This window comes from Blastococcus tunisiensis, from assembly GCF_900112815.1.
GTDB lineage: Bacteria > Actinomycetota > Actinomycetes > Mycobacteriales > Geodermatophilaceae > Blastococcus_B > Blastococcus_B tunisiensis.
This window is the reverse complement of record NZ_FOND01000004.1, coordinates 293,254-317,271: the sequence shown is the minus strand read 5'-3', so window position 1 is coordinate 317,271 and position 24,018 is coordinate 293,254. Positions and strand designations below refer to the sequence as shown.

Here is a 24,018-nt window from a genome sequence, read left to right as displayed (position 1 = left end):
TGGTCCGGTCAGGAACGCAGCCGCAGTCCGCGGGGTGTGGCGGCGAACCCGGCTGCCTGGAGGGCCGAGGACAGCGGCGTGGACTCGTGCACGGAGGCACCGTCGGCCCGCTGCACGACCATCCGGCCCAGGGCACCGGCCGACACGGCGCCCGACAGCGCGGTCGCCGCCTCCTTGAGCACCTGCTCGTCCTCGGTCCAGGACAGCAGCGTCTTCCCGCCGCGCTCGACGTAGAGCACCAGGTCGCCGTCGACGAGGACGACGAGGGCACCGGCCTTCCGGCCCGCCCGGTGCCCGGCCGGGACCTTCCGCCCCGCACCGGTTCCCTCGCCCACGTCGACGGCTCCGGGGTCCGCTGCATCGGGCCGTTCCGGCCAGGGCAGGGCGGCGCCGTAGACGTTCGCCGGATCGGTGGCGGCGAGGACGACGGCCCCGCCCGGCGCCCGGTCCGGCGAGGCGAAGGTGCGCAACCGGTCGATGGAGCCCGGCGTGCCGAACTGCGCGGCGCCGAGGGTCTCCACGAAGTACCCGCGGCGGGCCCGGCCGTTCTCCTCGAAGGCCCGCAGCACCGGGTAGACCGCGGAGAAGCCGCCGGCCACCTGCTCGGCCATGACCGCGCCGCGGGTCAGCACGCCGTGCCGTTCCAGCAGCGCCTCGGCCCGTGCGGTGGTCCGGCGGGTGCCGTTGGGCTCGCGGTCGGGCAGCCGGGACCAGCGCCCGGCCACGGTGGGCGGACCGGTGCGGGTGGGCATCGCCGGTCGTCCCAGGCGCGGGCGCCCGTACCGGCTGCGGGTGACCCGCGGGGCCGTGGGTGTGCGTTTGTGGGTGCCGCCACCGTGCAGCCGGGTGCGCAGCGGCGCCAGGGTGTCGTTGGTGAGCAGGCCGGCCCAGACGAGATCCCAGACGAGGTCGGCCGTCGCCGCGTCGTCGGTGGCCCCGACGAGGTCGGAGAGGCCGCGGAAGAACAGCGCCTGTCCACCGGAGAGCTGTTCGAGGACGGGTGCCCCGGCCTCGGGCACCTCCAGTGCTTCGGGCAGCAGCAGCGGCGCGAGGTCGGCGGGGACGAGGCTGACCCAGCCGTCGCCGCCGGGCAGCCCGCCGGCGCCCGCCCACAGCACCTCGCCGGCGCTGGTCAGCTCGTCGAGCATGGCGGGGGAGTAGTCGCGGACCCGTGCCGGCAGCACGAGGGACTCCAGGGCGCTGGCCGGCACGAGGGCTCCCGCCAGCTGCTCGACGACCGCCAGCACGCCGTCGGCCCCGCGGAGCCGGCCGCCGACGGCCTGCCAGGACGGGGTGAACCGGGCCAGCGTGCCGATGGGGACCGGCTCGACCTCCTGCCGCAGCCGGGCCAGGCTCCGGCGGCGGATGGCCCGCAGGACCTCGGCGTCGCACCACTCCTGACCGCTGCCGCCCGGGCGGAACTCCCCGCTGGCGAGCCGGCCGGTCCCGGTCAGCCGGTGCAGGGTCGCGGTGACCACGGCGACGCCCAGGCCGAGCCGGGTGGCCACCTCGGCGGGCTGGACGGGGCCGTGGGTGCGCGCGTACCGGCCCACGAGGTCACCGAGCGGGTCGGCGACGGGCTCGGTGAACACCTCGGGGACGCCGACGGGGAGCGCGGTGCCCAGGGCGTCGCGGAGCCGGCCGGCGTCCTCGATGGCGACGTAGCGCTCCTCCCCGGCGATCCGCACCTGCAGTGCCCGGCGCGCGGCGACCAGCTCGTCGAGCCACTCCTGCGGCACGCCGCGGGCACCGGCCTCCGCGGCGGTCAGGTCACCGATCCCGCGCAGCAGGTCGGACGCGCCGTCGACGTCGCGCGGGTGGCGCTGGTCGGGCAGCCGCTGCAGCTCGGCCTCGATCTCGGCGATGGCATCGCCGTCGAGCAGCTCGCGCAGCTCGGTGCGGCCGAGCAGCTCGGCCAGCAGGCCGGTGTCGAGGGCCAGGGCCTGGGCCCGGCGCTCCGCCAGCGGCGCGTCGCCCTCGTACAGGAACTGGCCGACGTAGCCGAACAGCAGCGACTGCGCGAACGGCGAGGCCGAGTCGGTCTGCACGTCGACGACGCGCACCTTCCGCGACCGCACGTCACCCATCAGCTCGACCAGTCCGGGCACGTCGTAGACGTCCTGCAGCACCTCGCGGGCGGCCTCGAGGGTGATCGGGAAGGAGGAGAACTCGGCGGCGACCGACAGCAGCTGGGCTGCCCGCTGGCGCTGCTGCCACAGCGGGGTCCGGCGGCGCGGGTCGCGCCGGGGGAGCAGCAGGGCGCGGGCGGCGCATTCGCGGAACCGGCTGGCGAACAGCGCGGAGCTGCCGACCTCCGCGGTGACCTCGCGCTCCACGTCGTCGGGGTCCAGGACGGCCAGGTCGGCCTCCGGCGGCTCGCCGGTGGTGTCGGGCAGTCGCAGCACGATGCCGTCGTCGGAGTGCATGGAGGCGACGTCCACGCCGTAGCGCTCGCGCAGCCGGGCGGCCAGCACGAGCGCCCAGGGGGCGTTGACCTGCGCGCCGAAGGGGGAGTGGACGACGAGCCGCCAGTCGCCGAGCTCGTCGCGGAACCGCTCGACGAGCAGCGTGCGGTCGTCGGGGAGGTGACCGGTCGCCGCCTTCTGCTCCGCGAGGTAGGCCTGCAGGTTCGCCGCACCCCACTCGTCCAGGCCCGCCGCCCGGGCGCGCTCTAGGCCCGCCTCCGGCGTCGCCGAGCCGACCTCGCGGAGAAAGGCCCCGAGCGCGCGGCCCAGCTCCAGGGGCCGGCCGAGGGAGTCGCCGTGCCAGAACGGCATCTTGCCGGGCTGGCCGGGAGCGGGGGTGACCAGGACCCGGTCATGGGTGATGTCCTCGATCCGCCAGGACGAGGAACCGAGCAGGAAGACGTCGCCGACGCGGGACTCGTAGACCATCTCCTCGTCGAGCTCGCCGACCCGCCGCCCTCCGGTGCCCTCGGCGCCGACGATGAAGACGCCGAACAACCCCCGGTCGGGGATCGTGCCGCCACTGGTGACCGCCAGCCGCTGCGCGCCGGCCCGGGCGGTCAGGGTGTCCGTCACCCGGTCCCAGGTGAGCCGCGGGCGCAGCTCGGCGAAGGCGTCGGAGGGGTAGCGGCCGGCCAGCATGTCGAGGACGGCGTGCAGTGCGGAGTCCGGCAGCGAGGAGAACGCGGCCGACCGCCGCATCACCGAAGCGACCTCGTCGACGGTGCGCGGTCGCTCGGACACCATCGCGACGACCTGCTGGGCCAGCACGTCGAGGGGGTTGCGGAGGTAGCGGATCGACTCGATCGCGCCGGCCTTCATCCGCTCGGCGACCAGGGCGCACTGGACCAGGTCGCCGCGGTACTTGGGGAACAGCACCCCACGGCTGACCGCACCGACCTGGTGGCCGGCCCGCCCCACCCGCTGGAGACCGCTGGCCACCGTGGGTGGTGCCTCCACCTGGACGACGAGATCGACCGCGCCCATGTCGATGCCGAGCTCGAGGCTGGAGGTGGCGACGACGGCGGGCAGCCGGCCGGACTTGAGCGCCTCCTCGACGATCGCCCGCTGCTCCCGGGAGACCGACCCGTGGTGGGCGGCAGCGACCGGCGCGATCCCCTCGGGCACGCCGCCGCCGGACCCGGCCTGGGCCATGAGCGCGGCGGCGTTCGTGCCGGGAGGAACGGTCTCGCCGGTCGCCCGTTCGTAGGCGAGCTCGTTGAGCCGGCTGGTGAGCCGCTCGGCGAGCCGCCGGGAGTTGGCGAAGACGATGGTGCTGCGGTGCGCCTGGACCAGGTCGAGCACCCGCTCCTCGACCGCGGGCCAGATCGAGGTCCGCGGCTGGTTGCCGGCCGCCGACCCCTCCAGCTCGCCGGTGGGCTGCCCCAGTTCGCTCATGTCCTCGACCGGGACGACGACCGAGAGGTCCCACTCCTTGGCCGAGGGTGGTGCGACGACCCGCACCGGCCGGCCGCCGGCCAGGTACGTGGCGACCTCCTCGATCGGACGCACCGTGGCCGACAGCCCGATGCGCTGCGCGGGCCGGTCGAGCAGCTCGTCCAGCCGGTCGAGGGAGACGGCCAGGTGCGCGCCGCGCTTGGTGGCGGCCACCGCGTGGACCTCGTCGACGATCACCGTCTCGATGCCCCGGAGCGCCTCGCGCGCGGAGCTGGTGAGCAGCAGGAACAGCGACTCCGGCGTGGTGATGAGGATGTCGGTGGGGCGCCGCGTGAAGGCGCGGCGCTCGTCGGCCGGGGTGTCGCCGGAGCGGATGCCCACGCGGATCCCGGGGCGCTCGAGACCGAGCCTGGCGGCGGCCTGGCCGATGCCGGCCAGCGGGGCCCGGAGGTTGCGCTCGACGTCGACGGCCAGTGCCTTGAGCGGGGACACGTAGAGGACACGGCAGCGCAGCTGCTCCTCGGCCGGCGGGGGTACCGCGGCCAGCCGGTCCAGGGACCAGAGGAACGCCGCCAGGGTCTTGCCCGACCCGGTCGGTGCCACCACCAGGGCGTGCTCGCCGCTGCTGATCGCCGACCAGGCGCCCTCCTGGGCCGCGGTGGGCCGCACGAACGCGCCGGTGAACCAGGCGCGGGTGGCCTCGGAGAACCGGTCGAGCGCCGACGGGCCGGCAGCGGGGGCGGACACGGTGCCCAGTGTCCCCGCGGGGTACGACACTCCGCCGGTCGGAGGCGGAGCGCCCGGCCCGGGCAGGCTCCCCGGGGCCGCCGGACCCGGGGCGGGGGCGACGGGCACCGACCGCGCCCCGAAATCCGCCGGGACGGTCACCGGCCTGCGGCACACTCCCGGTATGCGACCGACAGCTCCCGACACGGCACCCGTCGACCTGGCGCCGGCGGAGCAGGCCGCCGTGCAGCGCCGCACGCTCGGAGTGCTCAGCGGGGCCGTCGCGCTGAGCGGGATCGGCGTCACCGTCGGGATCACCGTCGGCGGGCTGCTCGCCCGCGACGTCGCCGGCACCGACACCGCGGCCGGCCTGGGGCAGACGGCGGCCGTGCTCGGCGCGGCGTTGATCGCCGTGCCGCTCGCCCGGCTCAGCGACCGGTCCGGGCGCCGGGCCGGCCTGGCGGCGGGCTTCGCGGTCGCCGTCCTGGGCTCGGTGCTGACCGTCGTTGCCGCCGTCCTGTCCTCGCTCGCGCTGCTGCTCCTGGGCCTGTTCCTCTTCGGTGCCGCGACCGCGTGCGGCCTGCAGGCCCGCTACGCGGCGGCGGACCTCGCCCTCCCCGAGCACCGGGGGCGGTCGCTCTCGCTGGTCGTCTGGGCCACCACGATCGGTTCGGTCCTCGGCCCGAACCTGGCCGGGCCCGGCGCCGACATGGGGGAAGCCCTCGGCCTCCCGGCCCTGGGCGGCGGGTTCGTCGTCTCCGGGGCCGTGTTCGCCGTCGTCGCGGTCGCGCTGGTCCTGCTGCTGCGGCCCGATCCGCTGCTCCTGGCCCGACGGCTGGGAGGTGGCACCGGGACGGCGCCGGCGCGGCCACGGCGCGCCACGCGGGCGGCGCTGGCGGCGGTCTGGGCGACCGCCGGCGGGCGGCTGGGCCTGACGGCCGTGGTGGTCTCGCACGCGGTGATGGTCGGCGTCATGGTGATGACCCCGGTGCACATGGGCCACGCCGGGGGCGACGACGGGACGACCCTGCGGGTCATCGGCCTGGTCATCAGCGTGCACGTGGCCGGCATGTACCTCTTCTCCCCGCTCGTCGGGGTGCTGTCCGACCGCGTGGGCCGGTCGGCCACGGTGCTGCTGGGCGGTGTGCTGCTGCTGGCCGCCGCGGCCCTGGCGGGCACGGCCGCCCCGGGTCAGGCCGTCCAGCTCGGCATCGGGCTCTTCCTGCTGGGGCTGGGGTGGTCGTGCGGGCTGATCGCCGGGTCCACCATGGTCACGGAGTCGGTGGACGCGACGATCCGGCCCACCGCGCAGGGCGGCACCGACCTGCTCATGGGGCTGGGTGCGGCCGTGGCCGGCGTGGTGGGCGGGCCGCTCCTCGACGTGGGCGGGTTCGAGCTGGTCTCGGCGGTCTCCGCCGTCCTGGTGCTCCCGCTGCTCGTCGTCTGGTTCCTGGGGCGGAGGGCGCTCAGCGGTCCCGGTAGTTCCTGATCATCAGCACGATCATCACCAGCAGGGCCAGCACGATGCCGATCTCCAGGACGAGGTCGAGGGTGTCGTTCCCGGTGCCGGGGATCATCCGCCCAGCGTAGGACGGCGGTCGGCCGTTCCGGGCCGCCCCGCCCGCCAGGAGGTGCGTGGCGGGCGCGGACGGCCCGTCCTCGACGGCGCGCTAGCGTCGAGGGGTGCGACTGCAGGAGTTCTGGTCCCGCCTCGAGGGGCAGTTCGGGTCGATGCGGGCCCAGAGCATGGCCCGCGACCACGTCTTCGCCGAGCTGGGTGGCCGCAGCGCGGTCGACGCGATCGATGCCGGGATCTCGGTGCGGAAGGTGTGGCTGGCCATCTGCGAGGCCTACGAGGTGCCCCCGAAGGGGCGGTGAGGCCCGGCGGCGGGGACGCCGGCGTGTCGACCTGGCGATCGAACAGGTGTTCGCCCTACAGTGGCGTCCACAGGCCGGTCGTCTCTCCACAGAACCGCTCGGTCACCACGAATTGTCGGTGCCTCGTCCTAGCGTCGGCTCGACCCGCTTCTGCGAACCGAAGGTGATCCACCATGGCAACTCTCGACCGCGACAAGGCCCTCGACATGGCCCTCGCCCAGATCGACAAGCAGTTCGGCAAGGGCTCGGTCATGCGCCTGGGCGACAGCCCCGAGGTGGCCATGAAGGTCATCCCGACCGGCTCGATCGCCCTCGACATCGCGCTCGGCATCGGCGGTCTGCCGCGCGGCCGCGTCGTCGAGGTCTACGGCCCGGAGTCCTCCGGCAAGACGACGGTCGCGCTGCACGCGGTGGCCAATGCGCAGGCCGCCGGGGGCATCGCCGCCTTCGTCGACGCCGAGCACGCCCTGGACCCGGAGTACGCCCGCGCCATCGGGGTCGACACCGACGCGCTGCTGGTCAGCCAGCCCGACACCGGTGAGCAGGCCCTCGAGATCGCCGACATGCTGATCCGCTCCGGCGCGCTGGACATCATCGTCATCGACTCGGTGGCCGCCCTGGTGCCGCGCGCGGAGATCGAGGGCGAGATGGGCGACAGCCACGTGGGTCTGCAGGCCCGGCTGATGAGCCAGGCCCTGCGCAAGATCACCGGCGCGCTCAGCAACTCCGGGACGACGGCGATCTTCATCAACCAGCTGCGCGAGAAGGTCGGCGTGGTCTACGGCTCGCCCGAGGTCACCACGGGTGGTCGGGCGCTGAAGTTCTACTCGTCGGTCCGGCTCGACGTCCGCCGCATCGAGACCCTGAAGCAGGGCACCGACGCGGTCGGCAGCCGTACGCGGGTCAAGGTGGTCAAGAACAAGGTCGCCGCACCGTTCAAGCAGGCGGAGCTGGACATCCTCTGGGGCCAGGGCTTCAGCCGCGAGGGGGGGCTCATCGACGTGGGTGTCGAGCAGGGCATGGTGAAGAAGTCCGGCGCTTGGTACACCTACGAGGGCGACCAGCTCGGTCAGGGCAAGGAGAACGCCCGCAACTTCCTCAAGGACAACCCCGACCTCGCCGACGAGATCGAGAAGCGGATCAAGGAGAAGCTGGGGATCGGTCCCACGCTCGACGCCCCCGTGGACGCCGCTCCCACCGACTTCTGAGTCGGCGCATGTCCGGCTTCCCCTCCACCCGCCGCCGCGGCCCGGGCGTCCGCCCGGGCGCGCGGCGGCCCGGAGCCCGGGTCGACGATCCCCTGAACCCGGACGTCGACCCTGGCCCGGACGAGGAGATGAGCGACCCCGAGTCGGTGGCCCGCGGCATCTGCCTGCGGGCGCTCACCGGGGCGCCGAAGACCCGGCAGCAGCTCGCCGACCTGCTCGATCAGCGGGGCGTGCCCGAGGACGCGGCCGGTGCGGTGCTCGACCGGTTCACCGAGGTCGGGCTGATCGACGACGCAGCGTTCTCCCGCGCCTGGGTCACCTCCCGGCAGGCGGGCCGGGGGCTGGCCCGGAGGGCACTGAGCCAGGAGTTGCGCGCCAAGGGGGTCGACCCGGACGTGGCCGCCGAGGCTGTCAGTGCGGTCGACGACGAGGACGAGCGCGCGTCCGCCCGCCGGCTCGTGGAGCGGCGGGCCACGGCGATGAGCCGGCTCGACCGGGCCACGGCCACCCGCCGGCTCATGGGCATGCTGGCCCGCAAGGGCTACAGCGGCGGGATGGCGGCCGCGGTGGTGCGCGAGGTCCTCGACGACGCCGGTGCCGACGAGGCAGCCGATCCCGACTTCGACGACCTCGACGAGGACACCCTGCTGCCCTGAGCGACGGCGGGCGGCTGGGTCCGGACCGCTGAACCGGAGAGGCCCAGGACCACGACGGTCCTGGGCCTCTCCGGTGTCGACCCGCCCCCTGCGGGGTCCCGCCGCGAGCTCGTGAGCGGTGGGGGCAGGAGAAGGACCCGCCCTTCTCGCGCCTCGCACGCTCGGCGCGAGCCTCCGGACGAGGCCTGATCAGGTGGGGTCGGGGTCCCGCGGTCCCTGCCGCGGTCCCCGGTCGTCCCCGGTGATCGAGTGGTCCATGTAGGGCTCGTGCGACCGGCCCGCGTGGGCCTCCGCCTGGAGCCGGTCGACGAGGTGCGGGTAGTGCGCCTCGAAGGCCGGGCGCTCCGAGCGGATCCGCGGGATCTCGACGAAGTTGTGCCGGGGCGGCGGCGAGGACGTGGCCCACTCCAGCGAGTTCCCGTGGCCCCACGGGTCGTCGCGCACGGCCAGCTGGCCGTACTTCCAGGAGCGACGGACGTTGTACAGGAACGGGATGATGGAGGCGCCGAGCACGAACGAGAAGATGGTCGAGACCATGTTCAGCGTGGTGAACGTGTCGGTCGGCAGGTAGTCGACGTACCGCCGCGGCATGCCCTCGTTGCCCAGCCAGTGCTGGATGAGGAACGTGCCGTGGAAGCCGATGAAGGTCATCCAGAACTGCAGCTTGCCCAGCTTCTCGTCGAGCATCCGGCCGCACATCTTCGGGAACCAGAAGGCGATGCCGGCGTTGGCGGCGAAGACCACGGTGCCGAACACGACGTAGTGGAAGTGCGCGACGACGAAGTAGGAGTCGTGCACGTGCCAGTCCAGCGGCGGGCTGGCCAGCAGGACACCGGTCAGGCCGCCGAGCAGGAAGGTGACCATGAAGCCGATCGACCACAGCATCGGGGTCTCGAAGGTCAGCTGGCCGCGCCACATGGTGCCGATCCAGTTGAAGAACTTCAGCCCGGTCGGCACGGCGATCAGGTAGGTGAGGAAGGCGAAGAAGGGCAGCAGCACCGCGCCGGTGGCGAACATGTGGTGCGCCCATACGGCCAGCGAGAGGAAGCCGATGGCCAGGGTGGCGCCGATCATGCCCTTGTAGCCGAACAGCGGCTTGCGGCTGAACACCGGGATGATCTCGGTGACGATGCCGAAGAACGGCAGCGCGATGATGTAGACCTCGGGGTGGCCGAAGAACCAGAACAGGTGCTGCCACAGCATGGCGCCCCCGTTCTCCTCCGAGTAGATCAGCGACCCGAGATTGCGGTCGGCCAGCAGCGCGAACAGCGCAGCCGTGAGGATCGGGAAGACCAGCAGCACCAGCAGGCTGGTGATCAGCGCGTTCCAGACGAAGATCGGCATCCGGAACATGGTCATCCCGGGTGCACGCAGGCAGGCGATCGTGGTGATGAAGTTGACGCCACCGAGGATCGTCCCGAGACCGCTGACGGCCAGCCCGCCGATCCAGAGGTTCCCGCCCGGTCCGGGGGTGTTCACCCCGTTGGACAGCGGCGTGTAGGCCGTCCAGCCGAAGTCCGGGGGACCGCCCGGTGTGAGGAAGCCCGACACCGCGATGAGGCTGCCGAAGAGGAACAGCCAGAAGGAGAAGGCGTTCAGCCGCGGGAAGGCGACGTCGGGGGCGCCGATCTGCAGCGGCATGATCAGGTTGCCGAAGGCGAAGAACAGCGGCGTCGCGAACATCAGCAGCATGACCGTGCCGTGCATGGTGAACAGCTGGTTGTACTGCTCCGGCGACAGAAACTGCAGCTCCGGCTGGGCGAGCTCCGCCCGCATCAGCATGGCCATGAGGCCGCCCGCGATGAAGAACGCGAACGACGTGGTCAGGTACATCAGACCGATCGTCTTGTGATCGGTCGTCCGCAGCAGGTGCGTGAGCCGGGAACCCTTGGCCGGCGTGTGCGCGGGACTGGGCCGGCTGATGATCGGCTGCGGCGCGATGGCGGTCATGCTGCGCCCGCCGATGCGGCCGGCCGGGTGCACACGGTGCCCCGTCGGAGGATTCCCGTGCTGCGGGACATCAGCGGCTCCCCGGTGTTTCTGCGCTGGGCGCAAGCCTTCGGTTCGCGACGTTGTTCGCCGGACCGGTAGCGACACCGCCATCGTGGCTCATCCTCGGGCAGAGGGAAACCCGGGAGCCGACGAATCCGTCCCGGAGCCGGTGCGGCGACGGCGCCGGACCGCGGCTGCCGCTCTCAGGCGGCGCGGACCCAGGCGCCCAGGTCGATCGCCAGGCCGTCGGGGGCGTCGGGGTCGGTGACCAGCCACGCACCGTCCCGCCGCTGCCCGGACGCCAGCCAGCGCCGGATCTGCCGGTCGAACCCGTGCCGGGACGGCGTGCCCGGGGCACCGGCAGAGCCGAGGAAGGTGACGTCGACCTCCCGCCCGTCGGCGTAGCGGAGCACCACCCGGCACCGGGCGCGGCGGTGCCGGGCCGGCGGCACCGCCTCCCGTACGACGGCGGACTCCGCGCCGGCGGCGGCGGCGAAGTCGGCAGCGCCCGCCCGCAGGCGGGCGACGAGCTGCTGGGCGAGGTCGAGCTCACGCTGATCGGCGGCCGACGCCGGGCGCCGTCCCGACCGCCTGGCCGTCGCCGTCCGGGCCCCCGCGGGCACACCTGCGGCGGCCTCGCCCACCACCTCCGCCGGCAGGTCCGGCTTCGCCGCCTCCGCCGGCCGGTCCCGCTCCGCAGGCCGGTCCCGCTCCGCAGGCCGGCTCCGCTCCGCCGGCCGGTTCGGCGCGGTCGGCCGGTCCCGCTCCGCCGCCTCGACCGCCCGCTGCTCGCCGGTCGACAGGTCGACGACGAAGCGTTCGGTCGGCGTGTCCGGGTCGCCCTCGTCCGCCCGCACGACGCGGGGGGTGGCCGGCCGGCCGGTCGAGCGGGGGACGGGCGGCAGGGTGCGCCGTCCGGCGGCGTGCATCGTCTCCATGGTGGAACCCAGTCTCGCCGCCGGGCGCCCGGCGTGTCGTACGCGGCGCGCCGTGCCTGGGGCGGATGGGGCGGGTGCGCAGATCGACCCCGTCACAGGATCTCCCTGGACGGGTCAGGCGCCCCCGCCGACCGGCACGTTCGGTCCTGCGTCGGTCGTCTCGGCGGCCCGCGTCGACGCCCGGCCCTGACGGCGCTGGATGTACTGCGCCAGCCGCCCGAGCAGGTAGTTGATCGCGATGTAGAGCAGCGCGATGACGGTGAAGGTCTGGATCGGGTTGCCCAGGTTGCGGATGATGCTCTCGCCCTGGCTGAGCAGTTCGTCGAAGTTGGCCACGAAGACCACCAGCGAGGTGTCCTTCAGCACGACCACCAGCTGGCTGATGATCGCCGGCAGCATGATGCGGAACGCCTGCGGCAGCAGCACGATCCGCATGGTCTGCCCGTTGGTGAGGCCGGTCGCGAGCGCCGCCTCCCGCTGCCCGCGCGGCAGCGACGCGATCCCCGCACGGACGACCTCCGCGAAGATCACCATGTTGTAGGCGGTCAGGCCGATGATGAGGCCCCAGAACACCTGGCCGCCCGGCCAGTCGCTGAGGTCGACGCCCACGTCCGGCAGCGCCCGGACGCTCAGGTACACCAGGATGACGACCGGCAGGCCGCGGAAGAGCTCGACGAACCCGATCAGCGGGATCCGCGCGAACCGGCCCAGCGACAGCCGGGCGACGGCGATCAGCGTGCCGATCACCACCGACAGCGTCATCGCGACGATCGCCGCCTTGAGGGTGTTGACGATGCCCTCGCCGATGACCTCCCAGACGAGTTCGAAGTTCTCGTTGCCCGGGTTGATGAGGGGGCCCCACAGCTCCATGGAGAACTGGTCCCGCTCGGCCAGGCGCAGCACCACGACGACGGCGAGCGCGATGAGGACCAGCACCGCGATCGCGGTACCGATCCTCGTCCGGCGACGGGCCTTCGGTCCCTGTGCGTCGTAGAGCACGGTGTCCTGCTGGCTCATCGCGCGATCGCCACCTTCCGCTCGATGACCTGCAGGACCGCGCCGGCCGGCAGCGTGATGAGCAGGAACCCGATCGCCACGCCGATGAAGATCGGCAGCGTCTCGTAGCCGCGGGCGCTGGTCAGCGTCTGGCCGGTGCTCCACAGGTCGCCGCCGACGCCGAAGGCGCCGACCACGGCGGAGTTCTTGAACATGGCGATGATGACGCTGCCCAGCGGGGGCACCACCGTCCGCAGCGCCTGCGGCAGGACGACGTAGCGCAGGCCCTGGGTGAAGTTCAGGCCGATCGAGCGGGCCGCCTCCGCCTGTCCGGCGGACACCGAGTTGATGCCCGACCGCACCGCCTCGCAGACGAACGCCGACGTGTAGAGGATGAGCCCGAGGACGCCGAAGAAGTAGAAGGTCCGGTTGATCCCCAGCTCGGGCAGGCCGAAGGCGCAGAAGAACAGCACCACCGACAGCGGGGTGTTGCGGAAGGTCGACACCCAGAACGTCCCGAAGGCGCGCAGCGGTGGGACCGGGGAGACGCGGCAGGCCGCGATGAGCAGGCCCAGTAGCAGGGATCCCACCATCGCCACGACGATGATGCTCAGCGACGTCAGGAAGCCGTCGACGTACAGGTCGAGGTTCTCCAGGACCGGGCCCACGTGCCCCCCTCAGTGCCAGCGGTGTCGGTGTGTGCGGTGCCGCCTGCGGCCGACCACGACCGGCCGGCCGACGTGGCCGACCGGTCGCGGTCCGACAGCAGGGATCAGACGCACTCGGCGGGCTCGGGGAGCTCCGGCGTCTGCGTGCCCTCGATCTGGCCCGCGGTGGCCTCCCAGGCCGCCACGTAGGCCTCCTCGTTGTCGGCCAGCGTCTCGTTGATGAACTCGCAGAAGGCGACGTCGCCCTTCTCGATGCCGATGCCGTACGGCTCCTCGGTGAACTGCTCGCCGACGAGCTTGAACTCGCCGTCGGACTCCGAGACGAAGCCCAGCAGGATCACGTTGTCGGTCGTGACGGCGTCGACCTGGCCGTTGGACAGCGAGTCGGCGCACTGCGAGTACTCGTCGAACAGGACCAGCTGGCTGGACGGGTTCGCCAGGTACTGCTCGATCTGGTCCGCCGGGGTCGAGCCGGTGACCGAGCAGACCTTCAGCTCTGGGTTCTCGGTGAAGGACTCCGGACCGGTGATCTCGTCGTTGTCCGCCGCGACCATGATCTGCTGCCCGGCCTCGTAGTAGGGCCCGGCGAAGGTGATCCGCTCCGCGCGCTCGTCGTTGATCGTGTACGTCGCGACGACCATGTCGACCTCGCCGCCCTCGATGACCTCCTCGCGGACGGCCGAGGGGGTCTGCTCCCACTGGATGTCCTCGGGCGCGATGCCGAGCTCGGCGGCGATGATCTTGGCGACCTCGACGTCGAAGCCCTCGAGCTCCCCGTCCAGGGTCTCCAGGCCGAAGCCGGGCTGGTCGTACTTGGTGCCGACGGTGATCGAGCCGCGTTCGGCGATCTCGGCCATGGTGGTGCCGGCCTCGAACTCGGGGGCCTCGGCGACGTCGGGCTCGGGGGCGTCCCCGCCGTCGTCACCGCCGCACGCGGACAGGACGAGGGCGGTGGTGGTCAGGGTGGCGGCCAGGGCGCCGCGACGGAAACTCATGGAGGGGTCCTCTCGCTTGACGGTCTTCGTGCGATCAGTGGGTGAGGATCTTGGACAGGAAGTCCTTGGCCCGCTCCGACTTCGGGGCGGTGAAGAAGGTCTCGGGCTCGGCGGTCTCGACGATGCGGCCCTCGTCCATGAACACGACGCGGTTGGCCGCCCGGCGGGCGAAGCCCATCTCGTGCGTCACCACGACCATCGTCATGCCGTCCTTCGCCAGGCCGACCATGACGTCGAGGACCTCGTTGATCATCTCGGGGTCCAGCGCCGAGGTCGGCTCGTCGAAGAGCATCACCTTGGGCTCCATCGCCAGCGCCCGCGCGATCGCGACGCGCTGCTGCTGTCCGCCGGAGAGCTGCGCGGGGTACTTGTCCACCTGGGCGCTGACGCCCACCCGGTCGAGGAGCTCGCGCGCCCGCTTGTCCGCGTCCGCCTTGGGCTTCTTGCGCACCTTGACCGGGCCGAGGGTGACGTTCTCGAGGATGGTCTTGTGCGCGAAGAGGTTGAAGCTCTGGAACACCATGCCCACGTCGGCGCGCAGGCGGGCGAGGTCCTTGCCCTCGTCGGGCAGGCGCTCGCCGTCGATCGAGATCTCGCCCTTCTCGATCGGCTCGAGCCGGTTGATCGCGCGGCACAGCGTCGACTTGCCCGACCCCGAGGGGCCGATGACGACGACGACCTCCCCGCGGGCGATGTCCAGGTCGATGTCCTGCAGCACGTGCAGTTCGCCGAACCACTTGTTGACGCCGGACAGGCGGACGAGGGGTTCTCCGTTCGGACGGCTGGTCACTCCCGGAACACTAGGGGTCAGGCGCCACAGTGAGTGACCGTCGCGATCACGAAGGAGTAACGAAGCGGGCGGTGACCGCGCGGAAGCAAGACCTCCAGGAGGCGGCGAAGGCTCGCCGTACCCTCTGACGTGTCATGAGCAGCGCAACCGAGGCCCCCGCGCCGCGCACCTACCGGGTGCGCACCTACGGGTGCCAGATGAACGTCCACGACTCCGAACGGCTCTCCGGCCTCCTCGAGCAGGCCGGCTACGCCGCGGCGCCCGAGGACGGCGACGCCGACGTCGTCGTCCTCAACACCTGCGCGGTGCGGGAGAACGCGGACAACCGGCTCTACGGCAACCTCGGGCACCTGCGGCCGGTCAAGGACGCCCGCCCCGGCATGCAGATCGCCGTCGGCGGCTGCCTGGCGCAGAAGGACCGCGGCGAGATCGTCCGGCGCGCGCCCTGGGTGGACGTCGTCTTCGGCACGCACAACGTCGGCTCCCTGCCCGCGCTGCTGGACCGGGCGCGGCACAACGCCGAGGCACAGGTGGAGATCGCCGAGTCCCTCGAGGTGTTCCCCTCGACCCTGCCGGCCAAGCGGGACTCCGCCCACTCCGGCTGGGTGTCGATCAGCGTGGGCTGCAACAACACCTGCACGTTCTGCATCGTCCCGGCGCTGCGCGGCAAGGAGAAGGACCGCCGTCCCGGCGACATCCTGGCCGAGGTGCAGGCGCTGGTGGACCAGGGCGTGCTCGAGGTGACCCTGCTCGGGCAGAACGTGAACGCCTACGGCGTGGAGTTCCGCGACCGCGGCGCCTTCGCCGACCTGCTGCGGGCCACGGGGGCGATCGAGGGGCTGGAGCGGGTGCGGTTCACCAGCCCGCACCCGCGCGAGTTCACCGACGACGTCATCGACGCGATGGCCGGGACGCCCGCGGTGTGCCACCAGCTGCACATGCCGCTGCAGTCCGGCTCCGACGACGTGCTGCGCCGGATGCGCCGCGGCTACCGGCAGGAGCGCTACCTCGGGATCATCGACCGGGTGCGGGCGGCCATGCCGGATGCGGCGATCACCACCGACATCATCGTGGGCTTCCCCGGCGAGACCGAGGCGGACTTCCAGCACACCCTGGACGTCGTGGCGCAGGCCCGGTTCGCCGGCGCCTTCACCTTCCAGTACTCCAAGCGCCCCGGGACGCCGGCCGCGGAGATGGACGGGCAGCTCCCGAAGGGGGTCGTCCAGGAGCGCTACCTGCGGCTGACCGCGCTGCAGGAGGAGATCAGCTGGGCGGAGAACCGGGCACAGCTCGGCCGCCGCGTCGAGCTGCTCGTCGCGGCGGGGGAGGGGAGCAAGGATGCGGCCACCGGCCGGCTCTCCGGCCGGGCCCGCGACGGGCGCCTGGTCCACTTCACCGCGGCCGAGGGCGTGCGTCCCGGCGACGTCGTCGAGACGGTCGTGACCGACGCGAAGCCGCACTTCCTCGTCGCCGACGGTGCGCCGCTGTCCCACCGGCGCACCCGCGCCGGCGACGCGAGCGAGGCCGGCACGCGTCCCACCACGCCGGGCGTCCTGCTGGGCATGCCGCGCATCGGCACGCCCCCGGAGCCGCTGGTACCCGTCAGCGGCTGCTGATCAGGTCAGTTCCAGCAGCAGGCGCGCCAGATCGGCCGGACGGTTCTGCGCGACGAGGTGCGTCGTCGCCAGCTCGATGTAGCGCCACGCCGGGGACGTCCGGGCCCGGACCGCCGCGGCGTCGAAGGCCGCGTTCCCGATTGCCTCTGGGTCGGGCTCCGTGGCCCGTACGTAGGTGCGGGAGAACGGGAAGTCCTCCAGCGGCCGAGGCAGCTGGACCGGCTCGGTGAAGCACCGCACCGGCTGCGGAGTCCGCCGCGGGACGGAGAACGCCGCTTCGGCCGGATCGTCGTAGGCCCGCACGGGTCCGTCGACCAGCCAGGGCCGGCCCGGCGCCGCGGTGTCGGCGACCGTCCGCCCGAGGAGGCCGTGGACGGTGTCCCCGTCCGCGGGGAGGAACGCGTCGAGGAGGACCAGGGCCGCCACGCGATCCCCGATGTGGTCCACCGCTCCGCTGACCACCATGCCCCCGTACGAGAACCCGAGGAGCACGACCTCGGTGAGGTCCTCGTAGAGCACCGTGTTGACGACGTCGGTGACATGCGTGGTCAGGCCGACCTGCGGGCTGGCCAGGTGCACCCGTTCACCGATCCCGGTGAGGCTGGGCGTGAACACCTCGTGCCCGGCCTCCCGCAGTGCCCTCCGGACGTGCCGGAACCCATGGGCGCCACCCCAGGCGCCGTGGACCAGCACGAACGTGGCCACCGGAGCGTCAGCGCCGGCCGGCGGACTTCTCGGCCTCGGCCAGCCACTCGCGGCGGGTCGCCAGGTTCGCCTTCGCCTCCTCGATCCGCCGGGCGTCGCCGGCTGCTTCGGCCTTGGCCAGCTGCTCCTCGGCCTTGGTCACCGCGGCGCGCATCGAGGTCACCATCGGGTTCTCCGGAGCGGTCCGGATGCGGGTGGAGTCCGCCGCGCCGCGCACCTTCTGCTCGACGGCCTGCATGCGGTCCTCGAGCTGCCGCATGACCCCGCGGGGCACGTGCCCGATGGCGTCGTAGCGCTCCTGGATCTTGCGCAGCGCGTTCTGGGCACCCTTGAGGTCGCCGGCGGGGTCGAGCTTCTCAGCCTGGGCGAGGAGCTCTTCCTTCTGCTGCTGGTTGGCCTGTTCCTCGCCGGTGCGCTTCTTGTCCGACTCCGCGCGGGCGGCGAAGAACACGTCCTGGGCGGCGCGGAACTCCTTCCAGAGGTCGTCGTCGCCCTCCCGGCCGGTCCGCGGCACGGCCTTCCAGCGGTCCATCAGCGCCCGCATGGCCGCGCTGGTCGGCCCCCACTCGGTGGAGGTGGCGAGCCGCCGCGCCTCCTCGATCAGCTGCTGCTTGGCGGCGCGGGCCTCACCGCGCTGCGCGTCGAGGGAGGCGAAGTGCGCACCCCGGCGCCGGCCGAACGCGTCCCGGGCGGCGGCGAACCGGGTCCAGAGCGCGTCGTCGGTCTTGCGGTCGATCCCGCGGATCGTCTTCCACTCCTCGACGATGGCCTTGAGCCGGTCGCCGGCCGCCTTCCAGGACGTCGACTCGGCGGCGATCTGCTCGGCCTCGGCGGCCAGCGCCTCCTTGCGGGCGATCTGGGCGGCGCGGGCGGCCGCCTTCTCGGCCCGGTACTCCGCGGCCGCCGCGTCGGCCGTCTGCACCATGGCGCGGGCCCGTGCGGCGAGACCCTCCAGGTCACCCACGGCGGTGGCGGTGGGGATGGACTCCGCGAGGCCCTGGGCCTTGCTGCGGATCTCCGACGGGTTGCCGGTGTGCGCCTTGAGCCGGGCCTCGAGCAGGGCAACCTCGGTGGCCAGGTCGTCGTAGCGACGCCCGTAGTGCGCCAGCCCGGCCGCCGGCTCGCCGGCCTGCCACGACCCGACCGCGCGCTCGCCCTCGGCCGTGCGCACGTAGACCGTGCCCTCCTCGTCGACCCGGCCCCACTGCGTGGGATCACTGGCCGGGACGGCGGGCACGTCGACGGCCGGCTCCGGCGCGGCGGCCGTGGGCTGCGGCATCGGGCGCGGCACCGGACGGGGCGCCGACGGACGTGGCTTCGGCGCGGCGGGAGCAGGCGTGTCGGCGGTGGGGTCGGCGAGGGCGGCGTTGCCGGGCGCCGGTGCCGCCGGCGTGCCCGCCTCGGGGGTCACCGCCTCCGAGCCGGTCACCGCCTCCGTGGTGGTCACCGCATCCGTGGTGGTCGCCGCATCCGTGGTGGTCGCCGCATCCGTGGGGGTCGCCGCATCCGTGGGGGTCGCCGCATCCGTGGGGGTCGCCGCATCCGTGGGGGTCGCCGTGTCGGGGTTCGGCGCGTCGGGGTTCACCGTGTCGGGTGCCGTCGCCTCGGGGGCGGTCGCCTCGGGCGCCTCGGGGCCGGGTGCCTCCGCCTCTGCCGTGGTCGACCCGGCGCCGGCAGCCTCGGGTTCGGCGGCCTGCCCCGGCGGGGGAGCGTCCGCCACGGCGGGGCTCACCACCTCCGTGCTGACCGTCTCGGTGGTCTCCGCAATCGGCGGAGAGTCCTGCTGCGCCCCGTTCCCGGGGTTGTCCGTGCTCGACACGTCCGGCAGTGTCCCACGTCGCATCCGGGAGACTGGCCGGCGTGAGCGCCTTTCCCCCTGGACCGCCCCCGCCGGGCGCCCGCGCCTCGGTCGCCGTGGCCTTCTGCCCCGCGCCGCCGCTCCTGCTGCCCCCCGTCGAGGGCCGTGCGGACGAGAGCACCACGGCGTTGCGGAGCGCCTGCGCCGCCGCGGTCGCCGAGCTGCTGGCGGTGCGCCCCGAGGTCGTCGTGGTGGTGGGGGAGGGCGCGCCCCCGGGGCCTCGGCTCGGGCCCGGCGACGCCGGCACCCTCCGCGGGATCGGGTTGGACCTGGAGATCGCCTTCCAGGCACGGGCCCGGCCAGGCGACCGCCGGGCACCGATGGCGCACACGCTGGGCGCCTGGCTGCTGGACGAGGCGGGCTTCTCCGGCGGCCGCGTGGGGGTCGGCCCGGTCGACCTGGCACAGCTGGTGCGCGATCTGCCCGCACCGGTGGGGATCCTGGCGATGGGCGACGGTTCCGCCCGGCGCAGCACCGGGGCCCCGGGCTACCTGGACGCCGCCGCCGGGCCGTTCGACGCCGCCGTCGCCCGGGCGCTGGCCGGCGGGGACGCCGGTGCCCTCGCCGCCCTCGACGCGGAGGAGGGGGCACGCCTGCTCGCCGCCGGCGTGCCCGTGTGGCGCGCGGTGGGCGCCGCCCTGGACGGGCGCACGATCAGCGCCCGGCTGCACCACGACGCCGCGCCGTTCGGGGTCGGCTACCTCGTGGCCTCCTGGGTGGCGGCGTGACGCCCCCGCCGGTGGTCGCGATCGTCGGCCCGACGGCGACGGGCAAGACGGCGCTGGCGGTGGCGCTGGCCCACCGGTTCGGCGGGGAGGTCGTCAACGCCGATTCCATGCAGCTCTACCGCGGCATGGACATCGGGACCGCGAAGCCCGGCCTCGCCGAGCGGGAGGGCGTCCCGCACCACCTGCTGGACCTCTGGCACGTCCGGCAGGCGGCGTCCGTGGCCGAGTACCGGCAGCGCGCCCGTGCCGAGATCGACCGGCTCCGGGCGGCGGGCACCGTGCCGCTGCTGGTCGGCGGCTCGGGCCTCTACCTGCGCGCCGTCCTCGACGAGCTCGACTTCCCGGGCACCGACCCGGCGCTGCGTGCGCGGCTGGAGGCCGAGCTCGGCACCGTGGGCGCGGCCGCGCTGCACGAGCGGCTGGCCGGGCTCGACCCGGCGGCGGCGGCCGCGGTGCTGCCGACCAACGGACGGCGGATCGTCCGCGCGCTCGAGGTCATCGAGCTCACCGGCGGGCCGTTCCGCGCCCAGCTGCCCGAGCCCCGCCCGCACTACCCGGCCGTCGTCCTGGGCCTGGACCGGGAGCCGGCCGAGCTCGACCGGCGGGTGGCCGACCGGGTGGACCGGATGTGGGCCGCCGGCTTCGTCGACGAGGTGGCCCGGCTGGCCGAGGATGGCTTGCGGGAGGGCCCCACCGCCTCCCGGGCCCTGGGCTACGCGCAGGTGCTGGCCCAGCTCGACGGCGGGCTGACGCCGTCGGAGGCGCGCGAGCGCACCGTGTCCACGACGCGGCGGTTCGTGCGGCGGCAGCGGTCCTGGTTCCGGCGCGACGCCACGATCAGCCCATTCGACGCCGGGCGTCCCGACCTGGTCGACGCGGTCTCCTCGGTGATCACCGCCCGTACGATCGGGCCGTGACCTCCGCCAACGCTCCCCGGGTGCTCGCCGGCCACGGCACGGAGAACGACTTCGTCGTCCTGCCCGACCCCGACGGCGCCGTGTGGCCCGAGCACCGGCTGGACGAGGCCCTGGTGCGGCGGCTCTGCGACCGGCGCGGCGGGCTCGGCGGCGACGGCGTGCTCCGCCTCGTGCGCAGCGTGCACGTGCCCGACGCCGCGGCCGTGCTGGGGGCGCACCTGGACAGCTGCGAGTGGTTCATGGACCACCGCAACGCCGACGGGTCCACCGCCGAGATGTGCGGGAACGGGATCCGGCTGTTCCTGCACGCCCTGGTCGCCGAGGGTCTGCTGGACCGGGCCACCTGCGAGGCCGGGATCCTGGTGGGCACCCGAGGTGGTCCGCGCCGGGTCGGTGCGACCGCGGACGGCAACTACTGGGTGGACATGGGTCCGGCACGGGAGTTCGGCGCCGGGGAGGCCGGGGTCGCCGGCCGGACCTTCGCCGGCCTGGCCGTCTCGATGGGCAACCCGCACCTGGCCTGCCTGACCGACGTCGACGTCGACGGGCTGGACCTGAGCGGGACGCCGTCCGTCGACGCCGGGCTCTTCCCGGACGGCGTGAACGTGGAGCTGGTGAACGTGCTGGAGGCCGGCGCGCACATCCGCCTCCGCGTGGTCGAGCGCGGGGTCGGGGAGACCCGGTCCTGCGGCACCGGCGCCTGCGCCGCCGGCTACGCGGCGCTGGCCGCCGCGGGACGGGCCGAGGGGACCGTCCTCGTCGACGTGCCCGGGGGCCGCCTGTCGGTGCAGGTGACCCCCGGGACGACGCTGCTCACCGGGCCGGCGGTGCTGGTGGCCGCCGGTGAGCTGTGCCCGGAGTGGCTGGCCGGCTGAGCGCCCGGGGTCAGGCGCGGTCGTCGTCCTCGCTGGGCGACTCCGGCATCATCGACTGGCCCTCGATGCCCGGCTGCGGGTCGGCCTCGCCGCGCCCGCTGTCCTGATCGGGGCCGCCCCCGAGCGGGTTGCGCGACGGCCCGCCGAGCCCCTTCGGGTCGCGTCCCGGGTCGTCGACCTCGCTGTCCGAGCCGAGCTTGCTGGATCCTGTCTCGCTCATGGCGATCCCCTCGTCGTGTGGATGCGTCGTTGCGCCCCTACCCGGGAGCGGGTGGGATGCACCTGGACCCCGCGTGCGTTGTACCGGGCGATGCGCACAACTCAGGTGCCCCCGAGGACGGGGCATGCCACATTGGAGACGATGACGACCGCTCCCGACGTCCCCTTCGACGACCAGACCCGTCCCGCACCGGCCGGGCACTGGGACGAGCCCGACGACACCACCGGCTCCTACGCCCTCGAGGCCCGCGGTGCGCTGCGCCGCGTGGCGGGGCTGTCCACCGAGCTCGCCGACGTCACCGAGGTCGAGTACCGCCGGCTGCGCCTCGAGCGCGTCGTGCTGGTCGGCGTGTGGACGGAGGGCACGCAGGCCGACGCCGACCGGTCGCTCGCCGAGCTCGCCGCCCTGGCCGAGACCGCGGGCTCCCAGGTGCTGGAGGCGGTGAGCCAGCGTCGCGACAAGCCGGACGCGGCCACCTACGTGGGGTCCGGCAAGGCCAACGAGATCCGCGACATCGTCGCCGCGACCGGCGCCGACACCGTGATCTGCGACGGCGAGCTGACCCCCGGCCAGCTCAACCAGCTGGAGAAGATCCTCAAGGTCAAGGTCGTCGACCGGACGGCGCTGATCCTGGACATCTTCGCCCAGCACGCGAGCAGCCGGGAGGGCAAGGCGCAGGTCGAGCTGGCGCAGATGCAGTACATGCTGCCGCGACTGCGCGGCTGGGGTGAGTCGCTGTCCCGGCAGGCCGGTGGCCGGGTCGCCGGTGGTGGCGGTATCGGTACCCGTGGACCGGGTGAGACCAAGATCGAGACCGATCGGCGGCGGATCCGCGCCCGGGTGAGCAAGCTGCGCAAGGAGATCGCCGGCATGGCGACCGCGCGGGCCACCCAGCGTTCCAGTCGCGACCGGAACGCGACGCCGAGCGTGGCGATCGCGGGCTACACCAACGCCGGGAAGTCGAGCCTCCTCAACGCGCTCACCGGCGCCGGGGTGCTGGTGGAGGACGCGCTGTTCGCCACGCTGGACCCGACCGTCCGCCGGGCCGAGTCGCCCGACGGCCGCGAGTACACCCTGACCGACACGGTCGGGTTCGTCCGGCACCTGCCGCACCAGCTGGTCGACGCGTTCCGCTCCACGCTGGAGGAGGTCGCCGCCGCCGATCTGCTGCTGCACGTCGTGGACGGCTCCGACCCCGACCCGCTGGGCCAGATCGACGCCGTGCGGGTGGTCCTCGGTGAGATCGACGCCGCGGCCGTGCCGGAGGTCATCGTCGTCAACAAGGTCGACGCGATGACCGAGGACGACATCCTGACCTTGCGCAGGGCACTGCCCGGCGCCGTGTGGGTGTCGGCACGGACGGGCACCGGCATCGAGGCCCTCCGCGAGCTGATCGCCACCCGGCTGCCGCACCCGGACGTCGACGTCGAGGTGCTGGTGCCCTACGACCGCGGTGACGTGGTCGCCCGGGTGCACCGCGACGGCGAGGTGCTCAGCGAACGGCACGAGGACGCCGGTACCCGGCTCAGCGCCCGGGTGGACGGTGGCCTGGCGGCGACGCTCGAGCAGTTCGCCGTCCCGGTCGCCTGATCCTGTCGCGCGGCCTGGACGGCGGGGAACCGGCTCGTCCGGATCACGGGGAGATCACGGCCCGGTACGGTGGCGACGTGACGAGCGGCGTGGTGCGGGACGCCGGCGTGTCCGAGCGCACCCGCGTTCCCACGATCGGCCGCCCACCGTGGTGGCTGGTGCTGCTCGCCCTGCTCGTGGGCGGCGTGGTCACCGCCGACCTGCTCGCCGGCGGCGCACTGGAGCCGCTGGACCTGTGGGTCTCCGACGCCGTCCGCGGCTGGGGGTTGCGCGACTCGGCCGCCTATCCGGTCATCTGGGCGGTCACCCAGCTGGGCGGTCGGGCGACCATCCTCATCGTCCTGGCCGTCCTGGTCGGCTACCTGGCCTGGCGGCACCGCACCGTGGTCCCTCTGCTGCGCGTGCTGCTCGCGCTGGGCACGCTGACCGTGGGCGTCTACGCGGTGAAGTTCGGTACCGGGCGGACCGCGCCGGGGCACCCCGACGAGCTCTTCTTCCACGTCGACGGCGCATCGTTCCCGTCGGGCCACGTGGCGAACGCCGTCATCATGTGGGGCGTCGCCCGGTGGCTGGCGGTCGAGTACGAACTGCCCGCCCGGGTGCAGCGGGCGTTCTGGTGGCTGAGCATCGCCGGGCCGGTCGCCACCGGCGTCTCGATGGTCTCGCTGGACTTCCACTGGATCACCGACGCCATCGTCGGGGGAGCGGTGGGCATCGTGCTGTTGGGCGTGGTTCACGGACTCGATGCAGTCGTTCTGTCACGCTGGGTACGTGCCCGAGGCCGGCAGACCGCGTAGCG

General features: G+C 73.7%; 20 protein-coding genes. 10 read left to right on the top strand and 10 right to left on the bottom strand.

What is annotated here, in order from left to right; all coding sequences use genetic code 11:
• Positions 1–8: 8 nt before the first annotated feature.
• Positions 9–4,610 (bottom strand): ATP-dependent helicase, encoded by a 4,602-nt coding sequence (locus BM142_RS07565; protein ID WP_092196160.1) that lies wholly within the window; start codon positions 4,608–4,610, stop codon positions 9–11.
• Positions 4,611–4,773: 163 nt separating this feature from the next.
• Between BM142_RS07565 and BM142_RS07560 the strand changes: the two genes are divergently transcribed.
• From BM142_RS07560 to BM142_RS07545, 4 genes are all read left to right on the top strand, one after another.
• Positions 4,774–6,078, top strand: a complete 1,305-nt coding sequence (locus tag BM142_RS07560) for an MFS transporter (protein ID WP_092196204.1) — start codon at positions 4,774–4,776, stop codon at positions 6,076–6,078.
• Between the two features lie 194 nt (positions 6,079–6,272).
• Positions 6,273–6,467: a DUF3046 domain-containing protein gene (locus BM142_RS07555; protein WP_092196159.1), complete on the top strand. Its 195-nt coding sequence runs from the start codon at positions 6,273–6,275 to the stop codon at positions 6,465–6,467.
• A 173-nt stretch (positions 6,468–6,640) separates the two neighbouring features.
• Positions 6,641–7,675 (top strand): recombinase RecA, encoded by a 1,035-nt coding sequence (gene recA / locus BM142_RS07550; protein WP_092196158.1) that lies wholly within the window; start codon positions 6,641–6,643, stop codon positions 7,673–7,675.
• An 8-nt stretch (positions 7,676–7,683) separates the two neighbouring features.
• Positions 7,684–8,331, top strand: coding sequence for a regulatory protein RecX (locus BM142_RS07545; RefSeq protein WP_092196157.1), 648 nt, complete (start codon positions 7,684–7,686; stop codon positions 8,329–8,331).
• 189 nt (positions 8,332–8,520) lie between these two features.
• Here the strand turns inward: BM142_RS07545 and ctaD are convergent, their stop codons facing one another.
• The 6 genes from ctaD to BM142_RS07515 form a co-directional block, all read right to left on the bottom strand.
• Complete coding sequence (gene ctaD / locus BM142_RS07540; RefSeq protein ID WP_092196203.1) at positions 8,521–10,281, bottom strand: aa3-type cytochrome oxidase subunit I; 1,761 nt, start codon at positions 10,279–10,281, stop codon at positions 8,521–8,523.
• A gap of 245 nt (positions 10,282–10,526) precedes the next feature.
• Positions 10,527–11,261 (bottom strand): hypothetical protein, encoded by a 735-nt coding sequence (locus BM142_RS24435; RefSeq protein WP_175527152.1) that lies wholly within the window; start codon positions 11,259–11,261, stop codon positions 10,527–10,529.
• Positions 11,262–11,375: 114 nt separating this feature from the next.
• Positions 11,376–12,278 carry an amino acid ABC transporter permease gene (locus BM142_RS07530; RefSeq protein ID WP_092196156.1) on the bottom strand — a complete coding sequence of 301 codons (903 nt, stop codon included), beginning with the start codon at positions 12,276–12,278 and terminating at the stop codon, positions 11,376–11,378.
• Complete coding sequence (locus tag BM142_RS07525; RefSeq protein ID WP_092196155.1) at positions 12,275–12,925, bottom strand: amino acid ABC transporter permease; 651 nt, start codon at positions 12,923–12,925, stop codon at positions 12,275–12,277. The genes BM142_RS07530 and BM142_RS07525 overlap by 4 nt, the downstream gene beginning before the upstream one ends.
• A gap of 104 nt (positions 12,926–13,029) precedes the next feature.
• Complete coding sequence (locus tag BM142_RS07520; protein ID WP_092196154.1) at positions 13,030–13,920, bottom strand: glutamate ABC transporter substrate-binding protein; 891 nt, start codon at positions 13,918–13,920, stop codon at positions 13,030–13,032.
• A 34-nt stretch (positions 13,921–13,954) separates the two neighbouring features.
• Complete coding sequence (locus BM142_RS07515) at positions 13,955–14,710, bottom strand: amino acid ABC transporter ATP-binding protein (RefSeq protein WP_175527151.1); 756 nt, start codon at positions 14,708–14,710, stop codon at positions 13,955–13,957.
• Between the two features lie 134 nt (positions 14,711–14,844).
• On the opposite strand from BM142_RS07515, the gene miaB reads away from it, so the two are divergent.
• The gene (gene miaB / locus BM142_RS07510; RefSeq protein WP_092196152.1) at positions 14,845–16,326 is read left to right on the top strand and encodes a tRNA (N6-isopentenyl adenosine(37)-C2)-methylthiotransferase MiaB; all 1,482 of its coding nucleotides are present in this window, start codon (positions 14,845–14,847) and stop codon (positions 16,324–16,326) included.
• Here the strand turns inward: miaB and BM142_RS07505 are convergent, their stop codons facing one another.
• Positions 16,327–17,031 carry an alpha/beta hydrolase gene (locus BM142_RS07505; RefSeq protein ID WP_092196151.1) on the bottom strand — a complete coding sequence of 235 codons (705 nt, stop codon included), beginning with the start codon at positions 17,029–17,031 and terminating at the stop codon, positions 16,327–16,329.
• 7 nt (positions 17,032–17,038) lie between these two features.
• Complete coding sequence (locus tag BM142_RS07500; RefSeq protein WP_092196150.1) at positions 17,039–18,850, bottom strand: DUF349 domain-containing protein; 1,812 nt, start codon at positions 18,848–18,850, stop codon at positions 17,039–17,041.
• Positions 18,851–18,891: 41 nt separating this feature from the next.
• Here BM142_RS07500 and BM142_RS07495 point away from each other — a divergent pair, with 41 nt between their 5' ends.
• Genes BM142_RS07495 through dapF form a run of 3 tightly spaced genes read left to right on the top strand, consistent with a single transcriptional unit; the run spans position 18,892 to position 21,409 of the window.
• Positions 18,892–19,617 carry a class III extradiol ring-cleavage dioxygenase family protein gene (locus BM142_RS07495; RefSeq protein ID WP_092196149.1) on the top strand — a complete coding sequence of 242 codons (726 nt, stop codon included), beginning with the start codon at positions 18,892–18,894 and terminating at the stop codon, positions 19,615–19,617.
• The gene (miaA, locus tag BM142_RS07490) at positions 19,614–20,534 is read left to right on the top strand and encodes a tRNA (adenosine(37)-N6)-dimethylallyltransferase MiaA (protein ID WP_092196148.1); all 921 of its coding nucleotides are present in this window, start codon (positions 19,614–19,616) and stop codon (positions 20,532–20,534) included. Before BM142_RS07495 ends, miaA begins: the two co-directional genes overlap by 4 nt.
• Complete coding sequence (dapF, locus tag BM142_RS07485) at positions 20,531–21,409, top strand: diaminopimelate epimerase (RefSeq protein ID WP_254790624.1); 879 nt, start codon at positions 20,531–20,533, stop codon at positions 21,407–21,409. The genes miaA and dapF overlap by 4 nt, the downstream gene beginning before the upstream one ends.
• Positions 21,410–21,419: 10 nt before the next feature.
• On the opposite strand, the gene BM142_RS07480 is transcribed toward dapF, so the two are convergent.
• Positions 21,420–21,629 (bottom strand): hypothetical protein, encoded by a 210-nt coding sequence (locus BM142_RS07480; protein ID WP_092196147.1) that lies wholly within the window; start codon positions 21,627–21,629, stop codon positions 21,420–21,422.
• Between the two features lie 141 nt (positions 21,630–21,770).
• Here BM142_RS07480 and hflX point away from each other — a divergent pair, with 141 nt between their 5' ends.
• Positions 21,771–23,219: a GTPase HflX gene (gene hflX, locus BM142_RS07475; protein WP_092196146.1), complete on the top strand. Its 1,449-nt coding sequence runs from the start codon at positions 21,771–21,773 to the stop codon at positions 23,217–23,219.
• 77 nt (positions 23,220–23,296) lie between these two features.
• On the top strand, positions 23,297–24,016 hold the full coding sequence (locus BM142_RS07470) for a phosphatase PAP2 family protein (protein WP_254790622.1): 720 nt from the start codon (positions 23,297–23,299) through the stop codon (positions 24,014–24,016).
• The last annotated feature ends 2 nt before the right edge of the window (positions 24,017–24,018 follow it).

What these genes read in the sequence shown, in the direction of transcription:
- BM142_RS07480 (WP_092196147.1), bottom strand. Translation starts at nt 21,629, where the DNA reads ATGAGCGAGACAGGATCCAGCAAGCTCGGCTCGGACAGCGAGGTCGAC.
- BM142_RS07545 (WP_092196157.1), top strand. Translation starts at nt 7,684, where the DNA reads ATGTCCGGCTTCCCCTCCACCCGCCGCCGCGGCCCGGGCGTCCGCCCG.
- recA (WP_092196158.1), top strand. Translation starts at nt 6,641, where the DNA reads ATGGCAACTCTCGACCGCGACAAGGCCCTCGACATGGCCCTCGCCCAG.
- BM142_RS07520 (WP_092196154.1), bottom strand. Translation starts at nt 13,920, where the DNA reads ATGAGTTTCCGTCGCGGCGCCCTGGCCGCCACCCTGACCACCACCGCC.
- BM142_RS07560 (WP_092196204.1), top strand. Translation starts at nt 4,774, where the DNA reads ATGCGACCGACAGCTCCCGACACGGCACCCGTCGACCTGGCGCCGGCG.
- ctaD (WP_092196203.1), bottom strand. Translation starts at nt 10,281, where the DNA reads ATGACCGCCATCGCGCCGCAGCCGATCATCAGCCGGCCCAGTCCCGCG.
- BM142_RS07530 (WP_092196156.1), bottom strand. Translation starts at nt 12,278, where the DNA reads ATGAGCCAGCAGGACACCGTGCTCTACGACGCACAGGGACCGAAGGCC.
- BM142_RS24435 (WP_175527152.1), bottom strand. Translation starts at nt 11,261, where the DNA reads ATGGAGACGATGCACGCCGCCGGACGGCGCACCCTGCCGCCCGTCCCC.
- hflX (WP_092196146.1), top strand. Translation starts at nt 21,771, where the DNA reads ATGACGACCGCTCCCGACGTCCCCTTCGACGACCAGACCCGTCCCGCA.
- miaB (WP_092196152.1), top strand. Translation starts at nt 14,845, where the DNA reads ATGAGCAGCGCAACCGAGGCCCCCGCGCCGCGCACCTACCGGGTGCGC.